A 16939-nucleotide genomic window follows, 5' to 3' on the forward strand; every position below is an offset into this window, starting at 1 on the left:
CGCTAGCCCTGGGGGCGGCCTGTCGCCACCGCGTAGAAGGCGACCGCTGCCGCCGCGCCCACGTTGAGGGAGTCGACGCCGTGGGACATCGGGATGCGGACCCATTCGTCTGCGGCGACCAGGGCCTGGGTGGAGAGGCCGTCGCCCTCCGCGCCCAGCATCAGGGCGACCCGGTCCATGGTGTGCGGGGCCGCCTCGTCCAGGGGGCGGGCCTTCTCGTCGGGGGTGAGGGCGAGGAGGGTGAAACCTGCCTCGCGGACCGACTCCAGTCCCTTGGGCCAGGTGTCCAGACGGGCGTACGGCACCGAGAAGACCGCGCCCATGGAGACCTTCACGCTGCGGCGGTAGAGGGGGTCGGCGCAGTCCGGGGAGAGGAGCACGGCGTCCATGCCGAGTGCCGCCGCCGAGCGGAAGATCGCGCCGATGTTGGTGTGTTAGGCGGATTCATCACCTCTAACACCTTTGCCTGCATGTGTGGTTGAACAGGAGTACGAGAGCCACACAAGGAGACGCATGGTTGACGTACGGCAGATGCCGTCACGCCCCAAGCGCCGCCGGGGACGCGGGTATATACGTGTCTCCAAGCGACGCCGAGACATGATCAGCCCCGAGATTCAGCGGGAGGCAATAGACGGGCTCGCCCTTCGGACCGAGATCGACCAGGTCGAGGCACCTATTGAAGACCTCGGGCTCTCGGGCCGCGACTTCGAAGAACGCCGGATCAAGGACCTGGTCCTCGCCGTACAGGACCACGAGATCGACGTTGTCCTTCTGTGGAAGTGGAGTCGATTCGGTCGCAACACACTGGAATCCCTGAAGAACATCCAGGCGATCTACGATGCCGGCGGCGACGTCATGGCCGCCACGGAGGACTTCGACGGTCGCACCAGCGTCGGTCGGCTCCAGATCACCCAGATGCTCGGCTGGGCTCAATTCCAGTCCGACCAGATCGGCGAGAGCTGGCAGTCTGCTCATGCTTACCGCCGGAAGATGGGCCTCCCCCACAGCGGATTCCAGACCTTTGGGTACCGGGTCTGTTTCACCTGCCCCCCGAACGATCCGGGCGAGCGGCGCTACAAGTGCAATGAGTGCCGTAGCGGGATCATGCAGATCCACCCCGTCGAGGGGAAGGTCCTCGCTGAGTGCTATCGCCGATGGACATGGGAGAACGAGCCCATCAACCAGATCGCAGCAGACCTCAGGGAGCGGGGCTTCCGGACTCTTGGCGGAAAGATCATCACGCCGACTCAACTCTACAAGTGGATGGACTCAGGCTTCGGGCTTGGCTGGGTGCGGTGGCGTTCGAAGGAGAAAATCCAGCAGGACAAGCAGAACATCCGCGATGGCGCGAAGTACTACTACCGCAGTTCACGGCCGGAGTACTTCGACGTCTGGAAGGTGGGGGCGCACAAGTCCGTCATCGAGGACCCGGATGAGCGGGAGCTGCTGTGGTTGGCGTATCTGGCTAAGCGGTTTGACGCACCGAAGACGCCGGCCCATCACCATGACCCCAAGTATTCGATCTCGGGGTTGGCCAGGTGTACCGGGGTGCGCGTGCCAGCGCGGGATGTCGTCGCGCCGAACTTCTACTGCAAGCGCAACGCGGGGGCCTTCACCCGCGGTGAGGCGATGGAGAAGAAGAATCCTCCGCTGCCCAACGGTGACCGGGACCCGCGCAACGTGGTCTTCCGGTGCACGCACGGCGCGATCAACAAGGACTGCCCTGGGTGTGGCTCAGTGAGTCTGGCCCGCGTCGAGCGCGAGATCCTATCGTGGTTGATGGATCAGGCGAAGGGGGCCGAGGTCGTCGACTTCAAGATCGCCCAGTCCCAGCGGGTTGCTGTGCGTGTGAAGGATGACAGCGAGAAGACCGAGCGCCGTCTGAAGGAGTTGGACGCGGAGTTGACCCGACTGGTGGGTGGGTACACGAAGGGGATCATCCCCGAGAAGCAGTACCTGGAACAGAAGCAGGAGATCGACGACGAGGTGGCCGACTTGAACAAGGCGGTCGAGCCGGATCCGAAGAAGCAGAAGAGGAAGGTGCAGGCGGTTCGACCGTCGCGCGCGAGGTTCCTCGGGCTGCTGGAGGAGTGGGAGCACATGACGTACTCCCGTAAGCGCCAGCTTTTGGGCACAGTGATCGCGCATATCTGGCTGTACCCGGAGATGGGTGGGCGGAACACGCCGCGCACGGTCATCGTCCCTTTGTGGGCTGAGGAGCGAGAGTTGGAGGCCGATCCGCCGCCTCATCCGGCTCTCAAGCTGGCCGCCTAGGCGGCTTCCTGGAGCGGTGGGGCCTCGTCGTCCGTCGTGGCGGCTTGGCTCCACCGCTCGTGGCGTTCTACGGCGGCCTTTGCCATGACGGCCCAGAAGTTGTCCCAGCAGTGATCTTCCGTGGGTCTCCCCGGGGTTTCGGTCACTGCTGCTCCTCGTGCGACTTGCTCGATGGCTTGAGCCGCCGGCTAGGCGCTACCGGCCGTGGGCCAGGACAGACACTCCAGCTTGTTGCTCACCTTGTTCCACAAGTTATTCCACAAGTGCTGGCTGGTCAACCGAGACCGCACGAGGCCCCCGACGTTCGCGATCGGGGGCCTCGTTCAGCTCCTGTAGCCTGGTGGCTCCAGCGCGACACCATCAAGTGGAGACGCGCGATCAGGTCGATTCGGGTAGCGATGGATGCTCGAACGGCCGGGTGAGTACGGGTAGTCGGCGGCTCCCGTACGTAACCTCTGTGGGGTCCGAGGGCCTCTCAGAAAATGAGATGCGCCACTGCAAGACCCAGAGGTCCCTTGCCCATCGGCCAGCAAACCTCAACCGAAGCAATCCATGTAAGACGGGTGGCTCGGTTGAGCAGAGCTGCCCGAGTGGTTCTTCTCCGCCGAGTTCGCCCTTCGATAGAAGGGATTCAGACGGACGTGAACAGCAAGGGAGCTTGGATCGTCGCGATCCTCGCGATCTGCCTGGCGTTGGGACTCATCGCCGGCATAGTCGCTCGGACGCTCGGCGGGGACGCGGTGGTTTCCCTGACTCTCGGCAGCACCCTGTGGATCGGCTCCAGCGGTGTCGGGCTGCTCGCCCTTCAGCTCCTGTGGACGTCCCCGTAGCGGGTCACTCGATCACGACGGTGCCGTCGCCTTCGCAGATTACGCAGGCGTCCATCTCTGGCCAGCGCCCCTTGCAGTGCGAGCAGGGGCGCTCGGTCGCACGACCGTCGTTGCTGGTGTCGTCCATGGCGGTGCAGTTACTCCTGTTGTTCATGCGGCGTGGTCCTCGATCACCTCGGCGTCCACGAACCCGGTCTCGATGGCGGCGCGTTCGACGCTGATGGGATCGGGAAGGGAGCGGGCTTGCTCGCCCTCGTCTCGGCCGAACAGCCGGCTGATGAGGCCGGTCTCGGCGGCGCCCTTCCGAGTGGCGGTGATCTTCACGGAGAAGGAGTTCTCTTCCTTGTCCTCAACGCGCTTGAGCATCTTGCCGAGACGGTCCATCTCTTCCGAGAGCACCGGATTTACGATTCCACCTTCCAGTTCCTCTGCAAATCGCAGGCCGAAGACGCGTCCTGCCTGCATTTCCAGCAATGCGGCATCGACGTCGGCGCGCTGGTCTTTGGTTCGGATCTCGACGGGGAGGCTGAAGGCACAGGTGGATCCGGGCTTCGCTGCGGGGCAACTGCTGGAGAGGTAGCAGCGGTCGCAGTTGCGGACGCCGGTGTCCACAGTCCTCAGTACGGCCCGGCCAGGGGTGCCGTCCTCAGCGGCGTCGCGGACTACTGCGAGGCCGGGGAAGGGCACCTTCTCGCGGTGTTCGACGGTGGCGGGAGTTACTCCTGTGTGCCGCACCCCTTCGTGCAGTCGATCAACTGCTTCGGGGGGTGAATCCGCGTTTTCCCCAGCGAGTGCTTTTCCGGGGGCAGTTACTCCTGTGCCGTTGATGTGGTCGGTGAGCTGTCGCCAGGACCAGACGGAGAGGCGTAGGACCTCGGTGGGGTCGTCGTTGATGACGGCCTCGGCGTCGAAGCCAGCGTCGGCGATGGCGTGCTTGTGCCGGGCTCGGGACATGTCCTTGTACCGGCGGGGGTAGCGGTGCAGTTCCTTGCCCGCCCAGACGATGGTGTCGCCGAACTGGCTTGGGGAGATCCACGAGGTGGATGTGGCTCCATACCAGAGGCCGTGTTCCAGGGCCGCCGTCTTGGTCATGCCGAGGCCGAAGAGCCGGGTGTCGGTGGTCTTGGCAAGGTGGGGCAGCAGGTGGGCGATGTCCTGGCGATCGATGCCGGCTTGGGTGACACCGACGTGGGGCCAGTCCCGGCAGAGCTGCTCCAGAGTGTCTCGTCCCGTTTCGGGGCGCCAGACGACGATGGCCTTGTCCTTGTCGAGGCGCTCGCGCTGCTCGGCGATCCACTCGTCACCGAGTTGGTGTGCGTCGAACTCGACGTAGTACGTCAGTCGGTCCAGGTTGGGAGCGATGAAGGCGTCGTAGTAGTGCTCGGCGATGTCGTGCAGCTCGGCGTCGGTGATGTCGTTGGTCGGCTTGCTGTTGATGGAGTGGCATCCGGAGTCGACGAGGATCTCTGGCTCGTCCCCGAACTTCTCCGCCAGGTCGTAGGGCTTGGTGAACTTGGTGCGCCTGCGCAGTCCCCAGTAGGAGAGGGCGACGGTGGTGTAGCCCTCCTGGGCGAGCAGGCTGCGGTAGGCCGGGATCTCGGTCCCGGCCAGGTAGAGCTTCACAGGGGTGTCTCCTACAGGGGTCCGGCAGTGCGCCTGGCGTCCTGGGCGTAGTGCTGGTCCTGCGTCTCGATCTCGGCGACGAGGTCGTCCCATGCCCGGGGCTCGCCGCGGTAGTCGGGCTTCCACTGTGGGCGGGTGTAGCGGGGGTGGGTGAACAGCACGGTGGTGTAGCCGGCCGCGAGGAGGTCGCTGGCGACGGTGGGGTCGCTGACGACGACCATGTCGACGTGAAGGTCGGGGCGCAGAGACTGGATTCCGCCGCGGAGGCCGTAGCGTTCGCTGACATTCGGCTTGATCAGGCGGATGTGCTTGGTGAACCCGTTGCGCTTGAGCCAGTTCTGGGCAAGCAGCTTGGAGCGGTTGAACGTCTCGTCCTCGTCGACCAGGTGCACGACGTGGGTTTCGGCGAGGCCGTGGTAGAGGAGTTGGCCGGCAGGGATGACGGCGTCACTCTCGGGTCGCTTGAGGACGCCTTCGATACTGATGACGACGTTCACCGGGACCGCCACAGGGCCGCGTTGCGGAGGGCGAACTGGGCGTCGCTGATGGGTTGGCCCCAGGTGTCGCTTTCGACCTGATTGTGGGTGGCGACCTGGATGTCCTTGATGGAGCGGAGCCCCTCGACGGTCCCGGTTTCCTTGGCGGACTGCCAGCGGTAGTTGGCGAAGTCCCCGTAGCCGCTGCCACCGGGGCCAAAGGCTGCGCGGCGGCCGAGGTGGATGTCGTCGAAGAGTTGGGCGGCCTGGGCGACGATCGTCTTGAGCTGGGAGCCGAGGGTTATCCAGTGCCCTCCTCCCTGCGGCGAGATGTGCATCTCGTTGGCGAGGGAGTTGTAGGAGGTGACGAGGCGGTGAGCCTCGGCGGTGTCACGTGCGGCGGCTTCCTTGAATTCCTGCGGGTATTCGTCGCGGGGGTTTGCCGGCAGATCTGGTGGGTGGACAGTCCACTCGTCCTTGGTCAGGGAGTAGGCCGCGTAGGGGTTGATGTTGCGAATGTCGCGGCTGTCGGGGTTGACGTAGTAGGTGACCTCATACGCTCGGTCCCCGATTTTTGTGGTGGCGGTTTCGGGCCACAATTCCGCTTTGAGTTCCTCGTCGAAGAGGTCGGCTATTTCCCGGCTGGTCATTCCTGCGTAGTCAGGGTTGTACCAGCCGAAGGAAGAGAAGTCGACGCCGACGAGTACGTCGAGATCGCCGTTTCCGCGGTCGGCGGCCCACTGGTAGCTGGCGCCTGAGCCGGCGAGCCAGACTTCACTCCACTGACCTGGGGCGTTGTAGCGGGTGTCCCAGAACTTGTAGAGGGTGCCGAGGAGCCAGGTGCGGACGTCGGGGATGAGGTGGTCGCCGTTGAAAAGGTTCGGGTCAAGGTGGTCAGCCGGGCTGGAGAAATAGCCGGAGGCGCCGACAGCGGCCTCCATGATGGGCTGAGCGTTGTTCCCGAGACGACGGTAGAAAGAGTTCGTCTCCATATCCGGAACTCTACCGGCGATACAGAGAATTCAAAGGGGCTGGATTCTGGCCCAGAAAAAGGCGAAGGCCCCCCTTTGTGTGGAGATTGGTGGTCTCCGGGGGGCCTTCCCTTGAGAGGAGAGAGCTTCCCTCCGAGGAAGAAGGCTCAACTCACTTATGAGCGTACACCAAGATCACAGCTTCAGGCTGTTCACGAGGGCCTGGGTACGCTGCTGGTCGACCATGGCCGCAGTCACCTGCATCATCTGTTGGCCGGTGATGCTGGCGGTCTTGATCGCGATGGCGTCGTCGACCAGGACGTGGCCGGCGCGCTGGAAGTCGTCGAGGGTGGCTGGCCGGCGAGTACGGATCTTGGAGTTCAGGTTGGGCTCGGCGACGACCTGGCCGTCGGGGGTGATGACGACGAGGAACGCGGTCTCGGCGAGCCTGCCTGTTTCCTGGGCGACGCCTGCCTCCTCCCCCATCTTCTTGAGCTGCTCGCGCTGGTCGTCGGTCAGTTCCTCGACGGTGTTGGCGGCCGTGTCGGCGAGGGTGGACAGGTCAAGGGTCACTGTGGTGCTCCTGGTTGTGTTAGGCGGCTCGGTCGTACGCGGCCCGGCGGACGGCGTTGGCGACGGGGCAGAAGTGGCAGAGGTAGATGTCCTTGCTGGAGCGGTACTTGGGCAGGCCGGCCGCCTTGCGTTCGGCGGCGGTGTCCGGTGTCAGCCGCTTCTTGTCGGTGCACCAGTCGGAGCAGGTGACGGACCGGTTGTGCGCTTGCCAGCACTGGAGCGCGTCTTCCTGGAAGGTGTTCTTCGCGGCGTAGAACGCGGGGTCGAACCCGGTGTGGCCGGTGTTCTCCCGGATGCGCTTGATGATCTCCTCGCGCGTGGATGGAGAGTCCCAGTGGCGCTTCTCGACCTTCATCAGCGGGTGCGCGATGTGGGGGCTGCCGTCGGGGTTGCGGTGCCGCTTGACGAGGGTGTCGAGGAGGAAGTCCTGACGGGGATCACCCTGGTAGTCGGGCAGCTCCTCCATGGACCCGCAGTCCTTGCACAGCAGGAGGCGGATGTACTCGGCCATATGAAGTGGTGTTCCTTGCTCAGTACCAGTAATGGGATTGCCAGAAAGCCCAGGCGGCGCATGGGCTGCCGTATCTCTGGTCCATGTAGGAGAGGCCCCAGCGGACTTGGGTGACACCGTTGGTTCGCCAGTCGGATCCGGCGGAGGCGTACTTCGACGCGGGGAGGGCCTGGGCGATTCCGTAGGCTCCGGAACTCGGGTTCGTGGCGTACGGATTCCAGGCGCTTTCGTGGGTGAAGACAGCGTCAGCGCAGGCGTATTGTGCTGGGCTGAGAACGGACTTCGCGTAGGCCCTGGGTGAGGCGTACGACGGCCGCATGGCCGCTTTTTTGGAGCGGGAGGCCCGCGGGGCTGCGCTCCGGGTGTGTTTGGGCCGCGGTGACGTGTTGGCCTTGGGGTTCTTGCCCGTCTCGGTTTTCTTGTGCTTCGGCGTCTTGCTGGCCAACGGGCTGCGGGACGGCGAAGTGGAGGCGGTCGGCGTGGGCGCCGGTGCGACTACTTCAACGACCTCGCGTCGCGAATTGGAAGCGACAGGTATGAGAGCCATGACCAGCACTGTCGATATGCACGACAATGGCCTGCGAGTCACACGGGATTCCTCACCTTGGGGGCATTCCCGTCCGACGTTCCTCGCAGGCCATTCAGACGCTTCGAGCACATTAACACGAAGGCCCGAAAAAAAAAAAGGGATTTCTCGGGGCGTTCGCTGTCAGCCGTAGGCGAGGGTGAACAGAAGTGCCCACCCCTTGGGGCCGATTGTTGCGTCATAGGAGACGCCGGCGTTGTTCAGGCCGTGCTTGGCGTTGAAGCCGGCGACGGCCTTCTGGGTCTGGGGACCGTAGTTGTCGGATAGTTCGACGCTCTTGCCGAGCCAGTCGGTGGCCTTCAGAGCCTTCTGGAGCGACTTCGCCGACGGGGTGGCCTTGTTGGGGGCGAGTCCCTTGGGGAACGCCGGCGGGGTGTACTTCTGGGTCGGCGTGCTGGGGGTCGTCGTGTTCGAGCCCGAGGATCCGGTGGACGGCGCTGCGGCCTTGTACGCTGGTCGGCCGAAGCCGAGGATGTCGGATCGGTACCGGATGCGCTCGTAGACGCCGTCCCCGTTGGACTGTGAACCGGCCGTGCCGGAGCTGGTGTTGCCGCCGATGGTGGCTACGGTCGCGCCGGGCGCGGAGGCGGCTCGGGCGATCTCGACGTGGTCCGCGACGCCGTCGTCGTTCCAGTCGAAGAAGATGATGTCGCCCGGCTTGATGGTCTCGGATGCCTTGTGCCACTGGCCGCGGTTCTTGAAGAAGTTCACGTGGCTGGGGCAGTACGCGTACTGGCCGACGACGTCGGCGTTCCCGGAGGCGTAGGCGCAGTAGGAGACGTACTCGTCGCACCAGGCGGCGTAGGCGAAGGACTTGTCCTTGACGAGGGTGGCGTACCACTCGCCGAACTTGGTGTGGTTACTGGCGCCTTCCTTGTAGCCCTTCCACTTCTTGGCTTCGGTCAGTAGGGCGGCAGCGGTGCTTGCCATCGGAGTGCTCTCCCGAGGGTGAGTGCTCCGAGTGGTGTCGCCGTGTTGGAGGTCTGTGTGGTGCTACGCGAATGGGTGTGTGGTCAGTAGCCGTGGACCGAGCCTCGGCGGCCCTGGACCGGGTCGCGGCCGTGAAGGGCGTGCCATGTGTGGTCCAGCGAGTCGAGGTCGTCGGTGGCGTCGCCGCCCCAGTTGGGGTTGAGCTGACGCGAGCGGCCGTCGTCGAGGCCGGAGTCGAGGTCGCCGTTGAGGCTGCGCTGGCTGGGCAGGCCCATCACATCACCGCCTTTCCGCCGAGCTTGAGGTCCTTGCCTCCGAGCGCCGAAGTCCTGCACACCCCCATCGCGAAGCTCGACCGGGAGGGAGATCGCGTGACCGAAAGCATTGTCACCAATGCAAATGCTCTGGAAGACGTCAGCCGGGGTCGTGGCGTTACCGTTCGCGACCTTCTTTACCTGTGTGGTCTCGATAAAAATCACGTCGTCGATGCGGCCGATCTCGCCCAGGGAGAACGCCCCCGGCTGCGCGTACTTCGACGACTCGATCCACGTCGGGTCCTCACGCAGCCAGCGGCTCTGATGCGGATGGACGAACGAGACGTACACGTCCCCGAGCCTCGGGATGTTTCGGGTCGCGAGGGTCTCGACCATGTCCTTGACGAGGGCGCTGGTGAAGCGGTAGTTGCCGGTCAGGCCGGCGCGGTTCGCGGACGGGGCGCCCTTGTCGTACGGGGAGATGCGGGTGATCGCGTTGCCCGTGGTGGCGAACTTGTCGTAGCCGTACAGGACGGACGACGCCTGGAGGAGGGTGTCGCGGGCCTGCTCGTCCAAGTACTTCGCCATGTTGCGGCCCAGGAGGCGGGAACCGGACGCGAGCACGTCGTCGAAGGACGAGTTGAGGAGCAACTCGCTGACCGCGATGGCGTATCCGTGCTCGCTGACGGTGATGCTGAACTGAGACGCGGTGAGGGCGTGCGTCTCCATGCGGACACCTTCGACGAGCTGCGAGGCGTCGCCGAGGTTGTCGTACCGCATGAAGTGGATCACGAGACCCGGAGAAACTCCGAGTTCGGTCTTCTTGACTGCGAACTGCTCGACAATTCGCGCTTGTTACCCGCTGGATGCAGGGCCAGGTCATTTCTGCCTGGCTCTTACGGTTTTCCATCCCGCAAGATCGGACTATATCTTCACCTCCAGCTTCAGCTCACTTCTCACCTAAGAGCTGAATCTGTGGGAGGTGCCTCGCGTGTAGTCTCTACGGAGTCCCAGGTGTTGGGTTCCCTCGGTATTCCCCGTGCTACGAGTGAGTACGACGAGGAGGAGGGGTTCACCGATACAGCGTGGTTCTCACTGACGCATCACTGCGTCAGGCGGCCCGAGACCGGAGAATCGGCATACTCTGGAACAAGATCTCCTTCGACCACAATTCCTGGATCGCCGGAGAGAGCTGCGAGTTCGACCCGCTGTAGTTCGTCGGAGACGCCGACAGTCGCGGCGTACCGGTGATGGCAGATGCCATGCGTTATCCCTTACTTGTGCGGCGGGTTAGCCGAACATGCCCTGGCGCGCGGCGTTGCCGGCGGCCGGCAGGAGCTGTCCTCGGAGCTTCGAGTACTCGGACATGGGCATGTTCTTGATGTCGCCAGCGGAGTACTGGCGGTAGCCGGCGTCCGTGTCGGCCGGACCGACGCCGTAACCGGTGGGAGCGGTGCCTCTCATCGAGGCCCTCGCAGCGACCTGGGTCTGCTGGATCTGGGCGACGATCGCTGCGGACTTCTGCTTCATCAGCTCGACGCTGGCGCGGAGTTCGTCCTCGGTGTTGCCCTGGACGAGGTCGACCAGCTCGGGCGCGATGTCGTCGGCGGCCTGGGACAGCAGGTCCCCGCGGACGTTCTGGAGGCGCTGGAACTCCTGCTCGCGGGCGAAAAGCTCGCGGTCCTGCTCGTACTTGGACTGGAGTTCCGTGAAGCGCTTCTCCCACTCCTGCTCGCGCTCCTTGAGCAGGGACTTGGCAGACAGTTCCGCCTGCCTCTTCGCCTCGGCCTCGTCCTCGGCCTGCTTGCGGGCGGCGGCATCGGTGGCCTCCTGCTCCTCGCGGGCGCGACGGACGGCTTCCAGCTCTTCCTTGGTGGCCTTCAGGACCTCGTCCTGCTGGCTCAGGCGGCCGTAGAGCTTCTCGCGCTCCTCGCGCCGGACCTTCTCCAGGTCCTCGGAGGTGAAGCGGCCGTCAGCCTGCGGGTCCTTGGGCGGCTCGGGGACGACCGGCACGGTGATGACCTGGTCGTTGGGGCCGTTGGTGGGCGCAGGGGCGGTGGCGGTGGTCGGAACAGTCATTAGCTCGTCTCCTGGTTACTGGCGTCCTCCGAATTCCGGCGCTGTGGCAATTTGGTGCCGTAAGCCGTGGTCACGAGTTGGTTGAGCAACGATTTGGTGTCCACACCGAGGTCGATCCCGGTTGCTCCGGGAAGAACTCCGGTCTGAGCATTGCCAGCGGGAGTTCCCGGCTGAGCCGGACTTCCCTCGCTTGACGCGACGGGCTTGCCGCCCTCTTCGGTGGCAATTCCAGTCATCTGGAGGATAGCAGAGGAAATGGTTGCTTTGATAAGCTCCAGCGCCCCCTGCTCTATGACATCTCGGCGCTGCTCGCTGAACATCTCTTCAAGGCGCTCGTCCGGGAATTCTTCACCGAGTTCGACGAGGGCGTTGCGTTTGGATTCTAGACCGATGGCGAGCTTGGCCTGGATTTCGTTGAGGGCTACCAGTTTGTCGACAGGGAGTGGGCTAGGCCAGACGCAGTCGACGTTGTAGACGTCGGGGTCGTTCGGGTCGAGGAGGTCGGGCTGCTCTTCCTCGGTCTTGATACCGTCCGTCTTCGGGTCGTACAGCAGCGTCTCAGGCTCGTGGCAGAAGAGGGTCCGCAGCACCAGCTCGTTTATCCGCTTGATGCCGATTCCGTAGTTGAGCTGCTTCAGGGAGTTCTTGTTGATCAGCGGGTACCACTGGATCGAGAGGGCAACGCCGGACGTATTGGAAATCGGCTGCATCTGTCCCAGAGCGCTTTCGGGGACTCCTGTGATTTCGTGCATGGCGAGCTTCAGCGTCTGGATGTAACCCATGGGTCCGGCCAAATCAACGCCGTTCTCAAGGTTGTACACCTTGGCCTTCTCCGGCAGGCCGCCCCAGATCTTCCGGGGACCGCGCTCAAGATTGCTCGCTTTCGCCCCCTGCACGATTGTCGTCGGGGATGCATGGTAGTTGATGATGTCCGAGACGTCGGTCATCTTTTCGTTGAGTTCACGGTTGATGGAGATGATGTCGCCGATATCGGAGAGGCCCCAGGGCGACCCGGACACGGATATGTTCCGGATGTGCGCCACAGGAATGACGCCCAGCGGGTTGGGGCGGGAGTCGATCAGCTCGTCGTTCAGGAACTCTTGGATGTGGGTGTCTGTCAGGACCTCGGTGTAGGTCATTACCATCCGAGCCCCGTCTGCACCGGTCGTCCAGAACTTGTAGCGCAGCTTGAAGCCGACCAAACGATCCCGGTCGTGCGGGTGATACTCCGGGAAACAGTGCGCCGAATTCAGGGGAAGGATGCGGACGCGGCCCGAATGGATTCCGCCTGCCGAGTCGACCCATTGCGGCTCGTAGGCGACCTTCACGAAGGAGTCACCGGTGATGCCGCCTTGTTCTCCGACCGAGTTCAGGAGGGACTGCTTGTCGTTGTCGACCTCCCAGACCCGCTTCAGCAGTGCCGGCACGATGTGCTCGAATCGCTTAGAAACCGCGAACTTCACGCCCTTGGAGAAGCAGAAGTTGTTGATGTAGCGCGCGAACGTCGCCACGTAGTTGAGCGTGATCTGCGGTTCGCCGGCTTCTCGACGGTAGGCCCAGTGATGACCGAGGTAGAACGCGAAGTTGGTGGCGTAGCGGTTCAGCCGCGGTCCGTGAACTTCGAAGTCCTCGTCCGACAGCTCCACCAGGCCGAGCGGGCTGACGGAGATGGTGAGGTCCGAGCCGGCCGCGCGCTGATTCGGCGGAAAGAAGGCGAAGGACAACCGACACATCCTGGGCTAAGCACCGAGTGGTGCACCTGTACGGAGGCGCGGTGCTATGAATTAATGTGCCGAATAGCGCTGTGCTCCATGCTCACACGGAGCGTGTGCAGAGTGTTAGCAGGCTAAAATGCAGAAGCCCCCTGGTTTCCCAGAGGGCTTCGCTGCTGCTGCGGTCAGTCGGAGGTCTTGGCGTAGTTCGGCCGTTCCTGGTGCCCGCCGTCACGGACAACCATCTCGAAGCGCTGCTCCGCACCGTGGCCGGCACCATGAGCGAAGCCGCCCAGGAATTCTGGTGCCTCGGGCCAGGCTGCACTGCCTACGTGAGCGCGCTCCCGCATGGTCTCGGCCGCAGGCTTCTCGAACACGTTCAGGTTGTGGTTGTTCCGACCGGGGGCGGTCCGGTAACCCTGCATGACGCCCTTGCCAAATTCCTGCGGAATGTCGGTGTCGGTTGCGACGCCCTCCTCGAAGCGGAGGCGGCCCCGGCGGGTGGTGTTGACACCTGACTTGACACCGTAGTCGTAGTGGCCCTTCTCCGGGAACTCCGGAGTCGGGGCGAGGTTTCCTGCCATGCTTCCTCAATTCCGTACGAGACGTCTCGGAATCAAGGGTGAGAGGTTTCCTCGAAAAGTGTTAACAAGACGTGGCCTAGTGGATGCTGAATCCCTACCTCAAACATCAACGAGAGGCTGTTACGCCTATCGGCGCCTACACCAGGGAATCTCTACGAGGGTTCCCTCCGCGAGAGAGCATCTCGAATTAACGCGTGCGCATACCGCTCCAGCGGCATGTTCGCGGCAGCGGCCTTCACTTTGAGGACCTGATGCTCGTTCATGTCCAAGAGAATGAGTACACCGCGGGCAGGGCCAATACCAAGGAGTTGCGGCGTGTAGTGCCTGCCAAGGTGCTCTGTGAGGAGTTCGGCAAGAAGGTCGGGAACGGGGGACCGGGGTTTCTCACCATGGCGTATCCACCGGCTGACGCGTGAACGATCAACAGCGAGAGCCCGGTGCCCTCGTTCCAGGGCTCGGGTGTTGATGCGCCGGGCAGTCTCGCTGTTGTTCCAGCCGGCCTCGGCAAGGGCAAGCGCGAGTGGGTAGTTCGGCGCCCTCATCGTAATCCGTGTTGCGAATGCCTTCGCAACACCGCAGGTCGTAGACGGTATGAGGGGCTGCACGGGACGGTTGTAGTGCGCCCAACAAGGGTGCGATCACTGCCAGTTGAGACGGCTGGGGCCGTCTCGGAGGAGGCTGTTTCATGGCGGAAACCGCAGTCCCCAGGATCAAACCGGATGTGTCGGCCGCAGGGCCAGTCGACCTGCGTCGTGCGCACTTCGTGGGTGTCGGCGGCATGGGGATGCTTCCGGTCGCGCGCGTGTGCGCGGAGCGAGGGTTCAGCGTGTCCGGCAGCGACGAGCGTACGTCGGAGGGGCTGAAGGAACTGGATCGCCTCGGTGTGTCCGTGTACACCGGGCATGCGGCCGAGCAGGTGCCGGCGGACGCGACCGCGGTCGTGTTCACCCACGCGATCGGACCGGACAACCCGGAGATCCTGGAAGCGCGGCGGCGCGGCATCCCCGTGGTGCACCGGTCCGCCGCGCTGAGCATGCTGATGAGCACCGCCCGTACGCCGGTCGCAATCATGGGAACCCACGGCAAGTCGAGCACGGCGGCGATGGTGGCGCTCGCGCTCACACGTATGGGACAGGCTCCGTCGCACGTCGTCGGCACCGACATCGACGAGCCGGGAACCGGCGGCCGGTCCGGGGCGGACGGCTTCTTCGTGGCTGAGGTCGACGAGTCGGACCGATCGCACATCGGCGTGGGCATGAAGGTCGCGGTGATCACGAACGTCGCGCAGGACCACCCGGAGAACTACGCCGAGGAACTGGACCACGTCGACGCGTACGAGAAGTGTGTCCGCACCGGGATCCACGCGGACGGCACGCTGGTACTCAACGCAGACTCGCCCGGCTGCCGCGAACTCGCCTCCCGGCTCGCGATGTCCGGCGACGGCCCGCGCGTGATCACCTTCGGCATGTCGTCGGGTGCGGACTGGCAGCTGGTCGATGCGTCCAGTCTGGGCGGGCGCAGCACGGCGGTGCTGCGCGGGCCGGGCGGGCGTGAGGTCGAACTCACGCTGAGGCTGCCGGGTGTGCACCAGCTCCTGAACGCCGCCGCCGGGATCGCGACCCTGGAAGTCCTGGGTCAGGACATCGACCAGGCTGTCCAGCACCTGTGGTACTTCGACGGCGTGGCACGGCGCATGACCCCGGCCGGCGAGAAGGCCGGGGTACGGGTCTACGACTCCTACGCCCACCACCCGGACGAGGTGAGCGCGGACCTCGCGGCGGCGCGCTCCCTCGTCGGATCGGACGGCCGGGTGCTCGTCGTGTTCCAGCCGTCCGATCAGCGTCGGCTCGACACGTTCGACATCGCGTTCGGGAAGGCCCTGGTCGGCTGCGACGAGGCGGTGCTGACGGACAGCACCGCCGGTGTGGACCTGGCGGCCCTGGAACGGCTGGCCGCCCGGATCGACGGCGCCGGCGGCAACGCCCGGTCCGTGGAGCCGGACCGGGCCGAAGCCGTGGTTCGCGCGGCCGGGCTGGCGAGGCCGGGCGACGTGGTGGTGCTGATGGGTACCGGCGATATCGCTGAGTCGGGTCCGGTGCTGCGGGCCGCGCTCGGCGAGCTGGTCGCGTCGGCCGCCTAAGCGTCCGCGGGGCCGGGGTTCGGTTGCAGGAGCTGGTCGGCGAGTTCCTGCAACTGGACCCCTCGGCTTCCCTTGACCAGAACGACGTCGCCGGACCGGAGGGTGTTCTGGAGCAGGTCCAGGGCGGTTTCCTGGTCGGGCAGATGGACAGCTTTTCCTCCGGCCGCACGGACGCCCTGCTCGATCCATCCGGCTTCTTCCCCTCCCACCAGGATGATCTGTTCCAGGCCCAGTTCGGCGGCGTACCGACCGATCTCCTCGTGCGCGGTGCGCGTGTCCGGACCGAGTTCGTTCATATGGCCGAGAACGGCGACGGAGCGCTGGTCGCGCCCCCTGGTCATGGAGGCGAGGGCGTCGAGGGAATGACGCATCGCGGTGGGGTTGGCGTTGTAGGCGTCGTTGACGATCGTGACGCCATCCGCCCGGATGTGCGTCTCCATCCGCCACTTAGAGCGTGGTTGGGCAACGGACAGGCGGGCGGCGATCTCGTCGACCGTGAGGCCGACTTCCCGGCCGACGACTGCCGCGGCCAGGCTGTTGGGAACCTGCACATCGCCGATGAGCTGAAGTTGGACGGGAGCGCTGCCTTCGGGGGTGGTCAGGATGTAGGAGGCGCGGCCCTGGTCGTCGGTGGTGATGTCGACGGCGCGGACCATCGCGTGCTCGCTGAGGCCGTAGGTGGCGACGCGGCCCTTGGTGCGGTTCTGCATCTCCCGTACGAGGTCGTCGTCGGCGTTGAGGACGGCGAGACCGCCCCGGGGGACCGCTTCGACGATCTCTCCCTTGGCCTGCGCGATGTTCTCGCGGCTGCCGAACTCGCCGAGGTGCGCGGTGCCGACGTTGGTGACGACGCTGATGTCCGGCTGGGCGATCCGGGTGAGGTCGCGAATGTCTCCGATGTGGCGGGCGCCCATCTCCAGCACCATGAAGTTGGTGGTCGTGTCGGCCATGGTGATGGTCAGCGGGAGGCCGATCTCGTTATTGAAGGACTGCGGGGTGGCAACGACGTTGCCGGGCAGCACCTGGGCAATGAAGTCCTTCGTGCTGGTCTTCCCGGCCGAGCCTGTGATGGCCACCACCTGGGCGCGGCCGAAGACGCCGTTGATGAGGGCGCGGCCAAGCCGGCCGAATGCGGCGAGGACGTCGTCGACCACGATTGCGGGGACGCCAACCGGCTGAGTGACCAGGGCCACGGTGGCGCCCTTGTTGACGGCCGCCTCGGCGAAGGCGTGACCGTCGGTGTGCTCACCCTTGAGCGCGAGGAACAGCGACCCCTCGACAGCTTCGCGGGAGTCGAAGACAGCCGGCTGGGTGACCAGGGCCTCGGGGTCGAGGGCATCGACGAGACGGCCGCCGACCACTTCGGCGATTGCGGACACGGTCATGGCATACAACG

Annotated in this window: 17 protein-coding genes and 1 pseudogene; 3 read left to right on the forward strand and 15 right to left on the reverse strand. The window is 64.8% G+C overall.

The window, feature by feature from the left end; genetic code table 11:
* Nucleotides 1–2: 2 nt before the first annotated feature.
* Nucleotides 3–434 (reverse strand): annotated as a pseudogene (locus ACFPIH_RS47445) (TrmH family RNA methyltransferase); the annotation flags it as partial.
* A 97-nt stretch (nucleotides 435–531) separates the two neighbouring features.
* On the opposite strand from ACFPIH_RS47445, the gene ACFPIH_RS47450 reads away from it, so the two are divergent.
* On the forward strand, nucleotides 532–2274 hold the full coding sequence (locus ACFPIH_RS47450) for a recombinase family protein (RefSeq protein WP_381177890.1): 1743 nt from the start codon (nucleotides 532–534) through the stop codon (nucleotides 2272–2274).
* On the opposite strand, the gene ACFPIH_RS47455 is transcribed toward ACFPIH_RS47450, so the two are convergent.
* Nucleotides 2271–2420 carry a hypothetical protein gene (locus ACFPIH_RS47455; protein ID WP_381177360.1) on the reverse strand — a complete coding sequence of 50 codons (150 nt, stop codon included), beginning with the start codon at nucleotides 2418–2420 and terminating at the stop codon, nucleotides 2271–2273. The two genes, ACFPIH_RS47450 and ACFPIH_RS47455, sit on opposite strands and share 4 nt — an antisense overlap.
* Before the next feature lie 495 nt (nucleotides 2421–2915).
* Here ACFPIH_RS47455 and ACFPIH_RS47460 point away from each other — a divergent pair, with 495 nt between their 5' ends.
* A complete protein-coding gene (locus ACFPIH_RS47460) occupies nucleotides 2916–3104 on the forward strand; it encodes a hypothetical protein (RefSeq protein WP_381177363.1) in 189 nt (62 codons plus the stop codon).
* A gap of 4 nt (nucleotides 3105–3108) precedes the next feature.
* Here ACFPIH_RS47460 and ACFPIH_RS47465 read toward each other — a convergent pair whose 3' ends face one another.
* The 12 genes from ACFPIH_RS47465 to ACFPIH_RS47520 form a co-directional block, all read right to left on the reverse strand.
* On the reverse strand, nucleotides 3109–3258 hold the full coding sequence (locus ACFPIH_RS47465; protein WP_381177366.1) for a hypothetical protein: 150 nt from the start codon (nucleotides 3256–3258) through the stop codon (nucleotides 3109–3111).
* Nucleotides 3255–4727: a hypothetical protein gene (locus tag ACFPIH_RS47470; RefSeq protein WP_381177369.1), complete on the reverse strand. Its 1473-nt coding sequence runs from the start codon at nucleotides 4725–4727 to the stop codon at nucleotides 3255–3257. The genes ACFPIH_RS47465 and ACFPIH_RS47470 overlap by 4 nt, the downstream gene beginning before the upstream one ends.
* Nucleotides 4728–4738: 11 nt before the next feature.
* On the reverse strand, nucleotides 4739–5224 hold the full coding sequence (locus tag ACFPIH_RS47475; RefSeq protein ID WP_381177372.1) for a hypothetical protein: 486 nt from the start codon (nucleotides 5222–5224) through the stop codon (nucleotides 4739–4741).
* Nucleotides 5221–6195: a hypothetical protein gene (locus ACFPIH_RS47480; protein WP_381177375.1), complete on the reverse strand. Its 975-nt coding sequence runs from the start codon at nucleotides 6193–6195 to the stop codon at nucleotides 5221–5223. The genes ACFPIH_RS47475 and ACFPIH_RS47480 overlap by 4 nt, the downstream gene beginning before the upstream one ends.
* 174 nt (nucleotides 6196–6369) lie before the next feature.
* Nucleotides 6370–6747 (reverse strand): hypothetical protein, encoded by a 378-nt coding sequence (locus ACFPIH_RS47485; protein ID WP_381177378.1) that lies wholly within the window; start codon nucleotides 6745–6747, stop codon nucleotides 6370–6372.
* 19 nt (nucleotides 6748–6766) lie between these two features.
* Nucleotides 6767–7258, reverse strand: a complete 492-nt coding sequence (locus ACFPIH_RS47490) for a hypothetical protein (protein WP_381177381.1) — start codon at nucleotides 7256–7258, stop codon at nucleotides 6767–6769.
* Between the two features lie 19 nt (nucleotides 7259–7277).
* Nucleotides 7278–7805 (reverse strand): aggregation-promoting factor C-terminal-like domain-containing protein, encoded by a 528-nt coding sequence (locus ACFPIH_RS56565; RefSeq protein WP_465270394.1) that lies wholly within the window; start codon nucleotides 7803–7805, stop codon nucleotides 7278–7280.
* Between the two features lie 162 nt (nucleotides 7806–7967).
* Nucleotides 7968–8774, reverse strand: a complete 807-nt coding sequence (locus ACFPIH_RS47500) for a CHAP domain-containing protein (protein WP_381177384.1) — start codon at nucleotides 8772–8774, stop codon at nucleotides 7968–7970.
* Nucleotides 8775–8857: 83 nt separating this feature from the next.
* Nucleotides 8858–9874, reverse strand: coding sequence for a N4-gp56 family major capsid protein (locus ACFPIH_RS47505; protein ID WP_381177893.1), 1017 nt, complete (start codon nucleotides 9872–9874; stop codon nucleotides 8858–8860).
* A gap of 444 nt (nucleotides 9875–10318) precedes the next feature.
* A complete protein-coding gene (locus ACFPIH_RS47510) occupies nucleotides 10319–11107 on the reverse strand; it encodes a hypothetical protein (RefSeq protein WP_381177387.1) in 789 nt (262 codons plus the stop codon).
* Nucleotides 11107–12831, reverse strand: a complete 1725-nt coding sequence (locus ACFPIH_RS47515) for a phage portal protein (protein WP_381177390.1) — start codon at nucleotides 12829–12831, stop codon at nucleotides 11107–11109. Before ACFPIH_RS47515 ends, ACFPIH_RS47510 begins: the two co-directional genes overlap by 1 nt.
* A 173-nt stretch (nucleotides 12832–13004) precedes the next feature.
* Nucleotides 13005–13403 carry a hypothetical protein gene (locus ACFPIH_RS47520; RefSeq protein WP_381177393.1) on the reverse strand — a complete coding sequence of 133 codons (399 nt, stop codon included), beginning with the start codon at nucleotides 13401–13403 and terminating at the stop codon, nucleotides 13005–13007.
* A gap of 685 nt (nucleotides 13404–14088) precedes the next feature.
* On the opposite strand from ACFPIH_RS47520, the gene ACFPIH_RS47525 reads away from it, so the two are divergent.
* Nucleotides 14089–15543 (forward strand): UDP-N-acetylmuramate--L-alanine ligase, encoded by a 1455-nt coding sequence (locus ACFPIH_RS47525; RefSeq protein WP_381177396.1) that lies wholly within the window; start codon nucleotides 14089–14091, stop codon nucleotides 15541–15543.
* Here the strand turns inward: ACFPIH_RS47525 and ACFPIH_RS47530 are convergent.
* Nucleotides 15540–16937 carry a UDP-N-acetylmuramoyl-tripeptide--D-alanyl-D-alanine ligase gene (locus ACFPIH_RS47530; RefSeq protein WP_381177399.1) on the reverse strand — a complete coding sequence of 466 codons (1398 nt, stop codon included), beginning with the start codon at nucleotides 16935–16937 and terminating at the stop codon, nucleotides 15540–15542. The two genes, ACFPIH_RS47525 and ACFPIH_RS47530, sit on opposite strands and share 4 nt — an antisense overlap.
* Between the last annotated feature and the right edge of the window lie 2 nt (nucleotides 16938–16939).

The sequence above is a fragment of the Streptomyces vulcanius genome, from assembly GCF_042653945.1.
Lineage (GTDB): Bacteria > Actinomycetota > Actinomycetes > Streptomycetales > Streptomycetaceae > Streptomyces > Streptomyces mangrovi.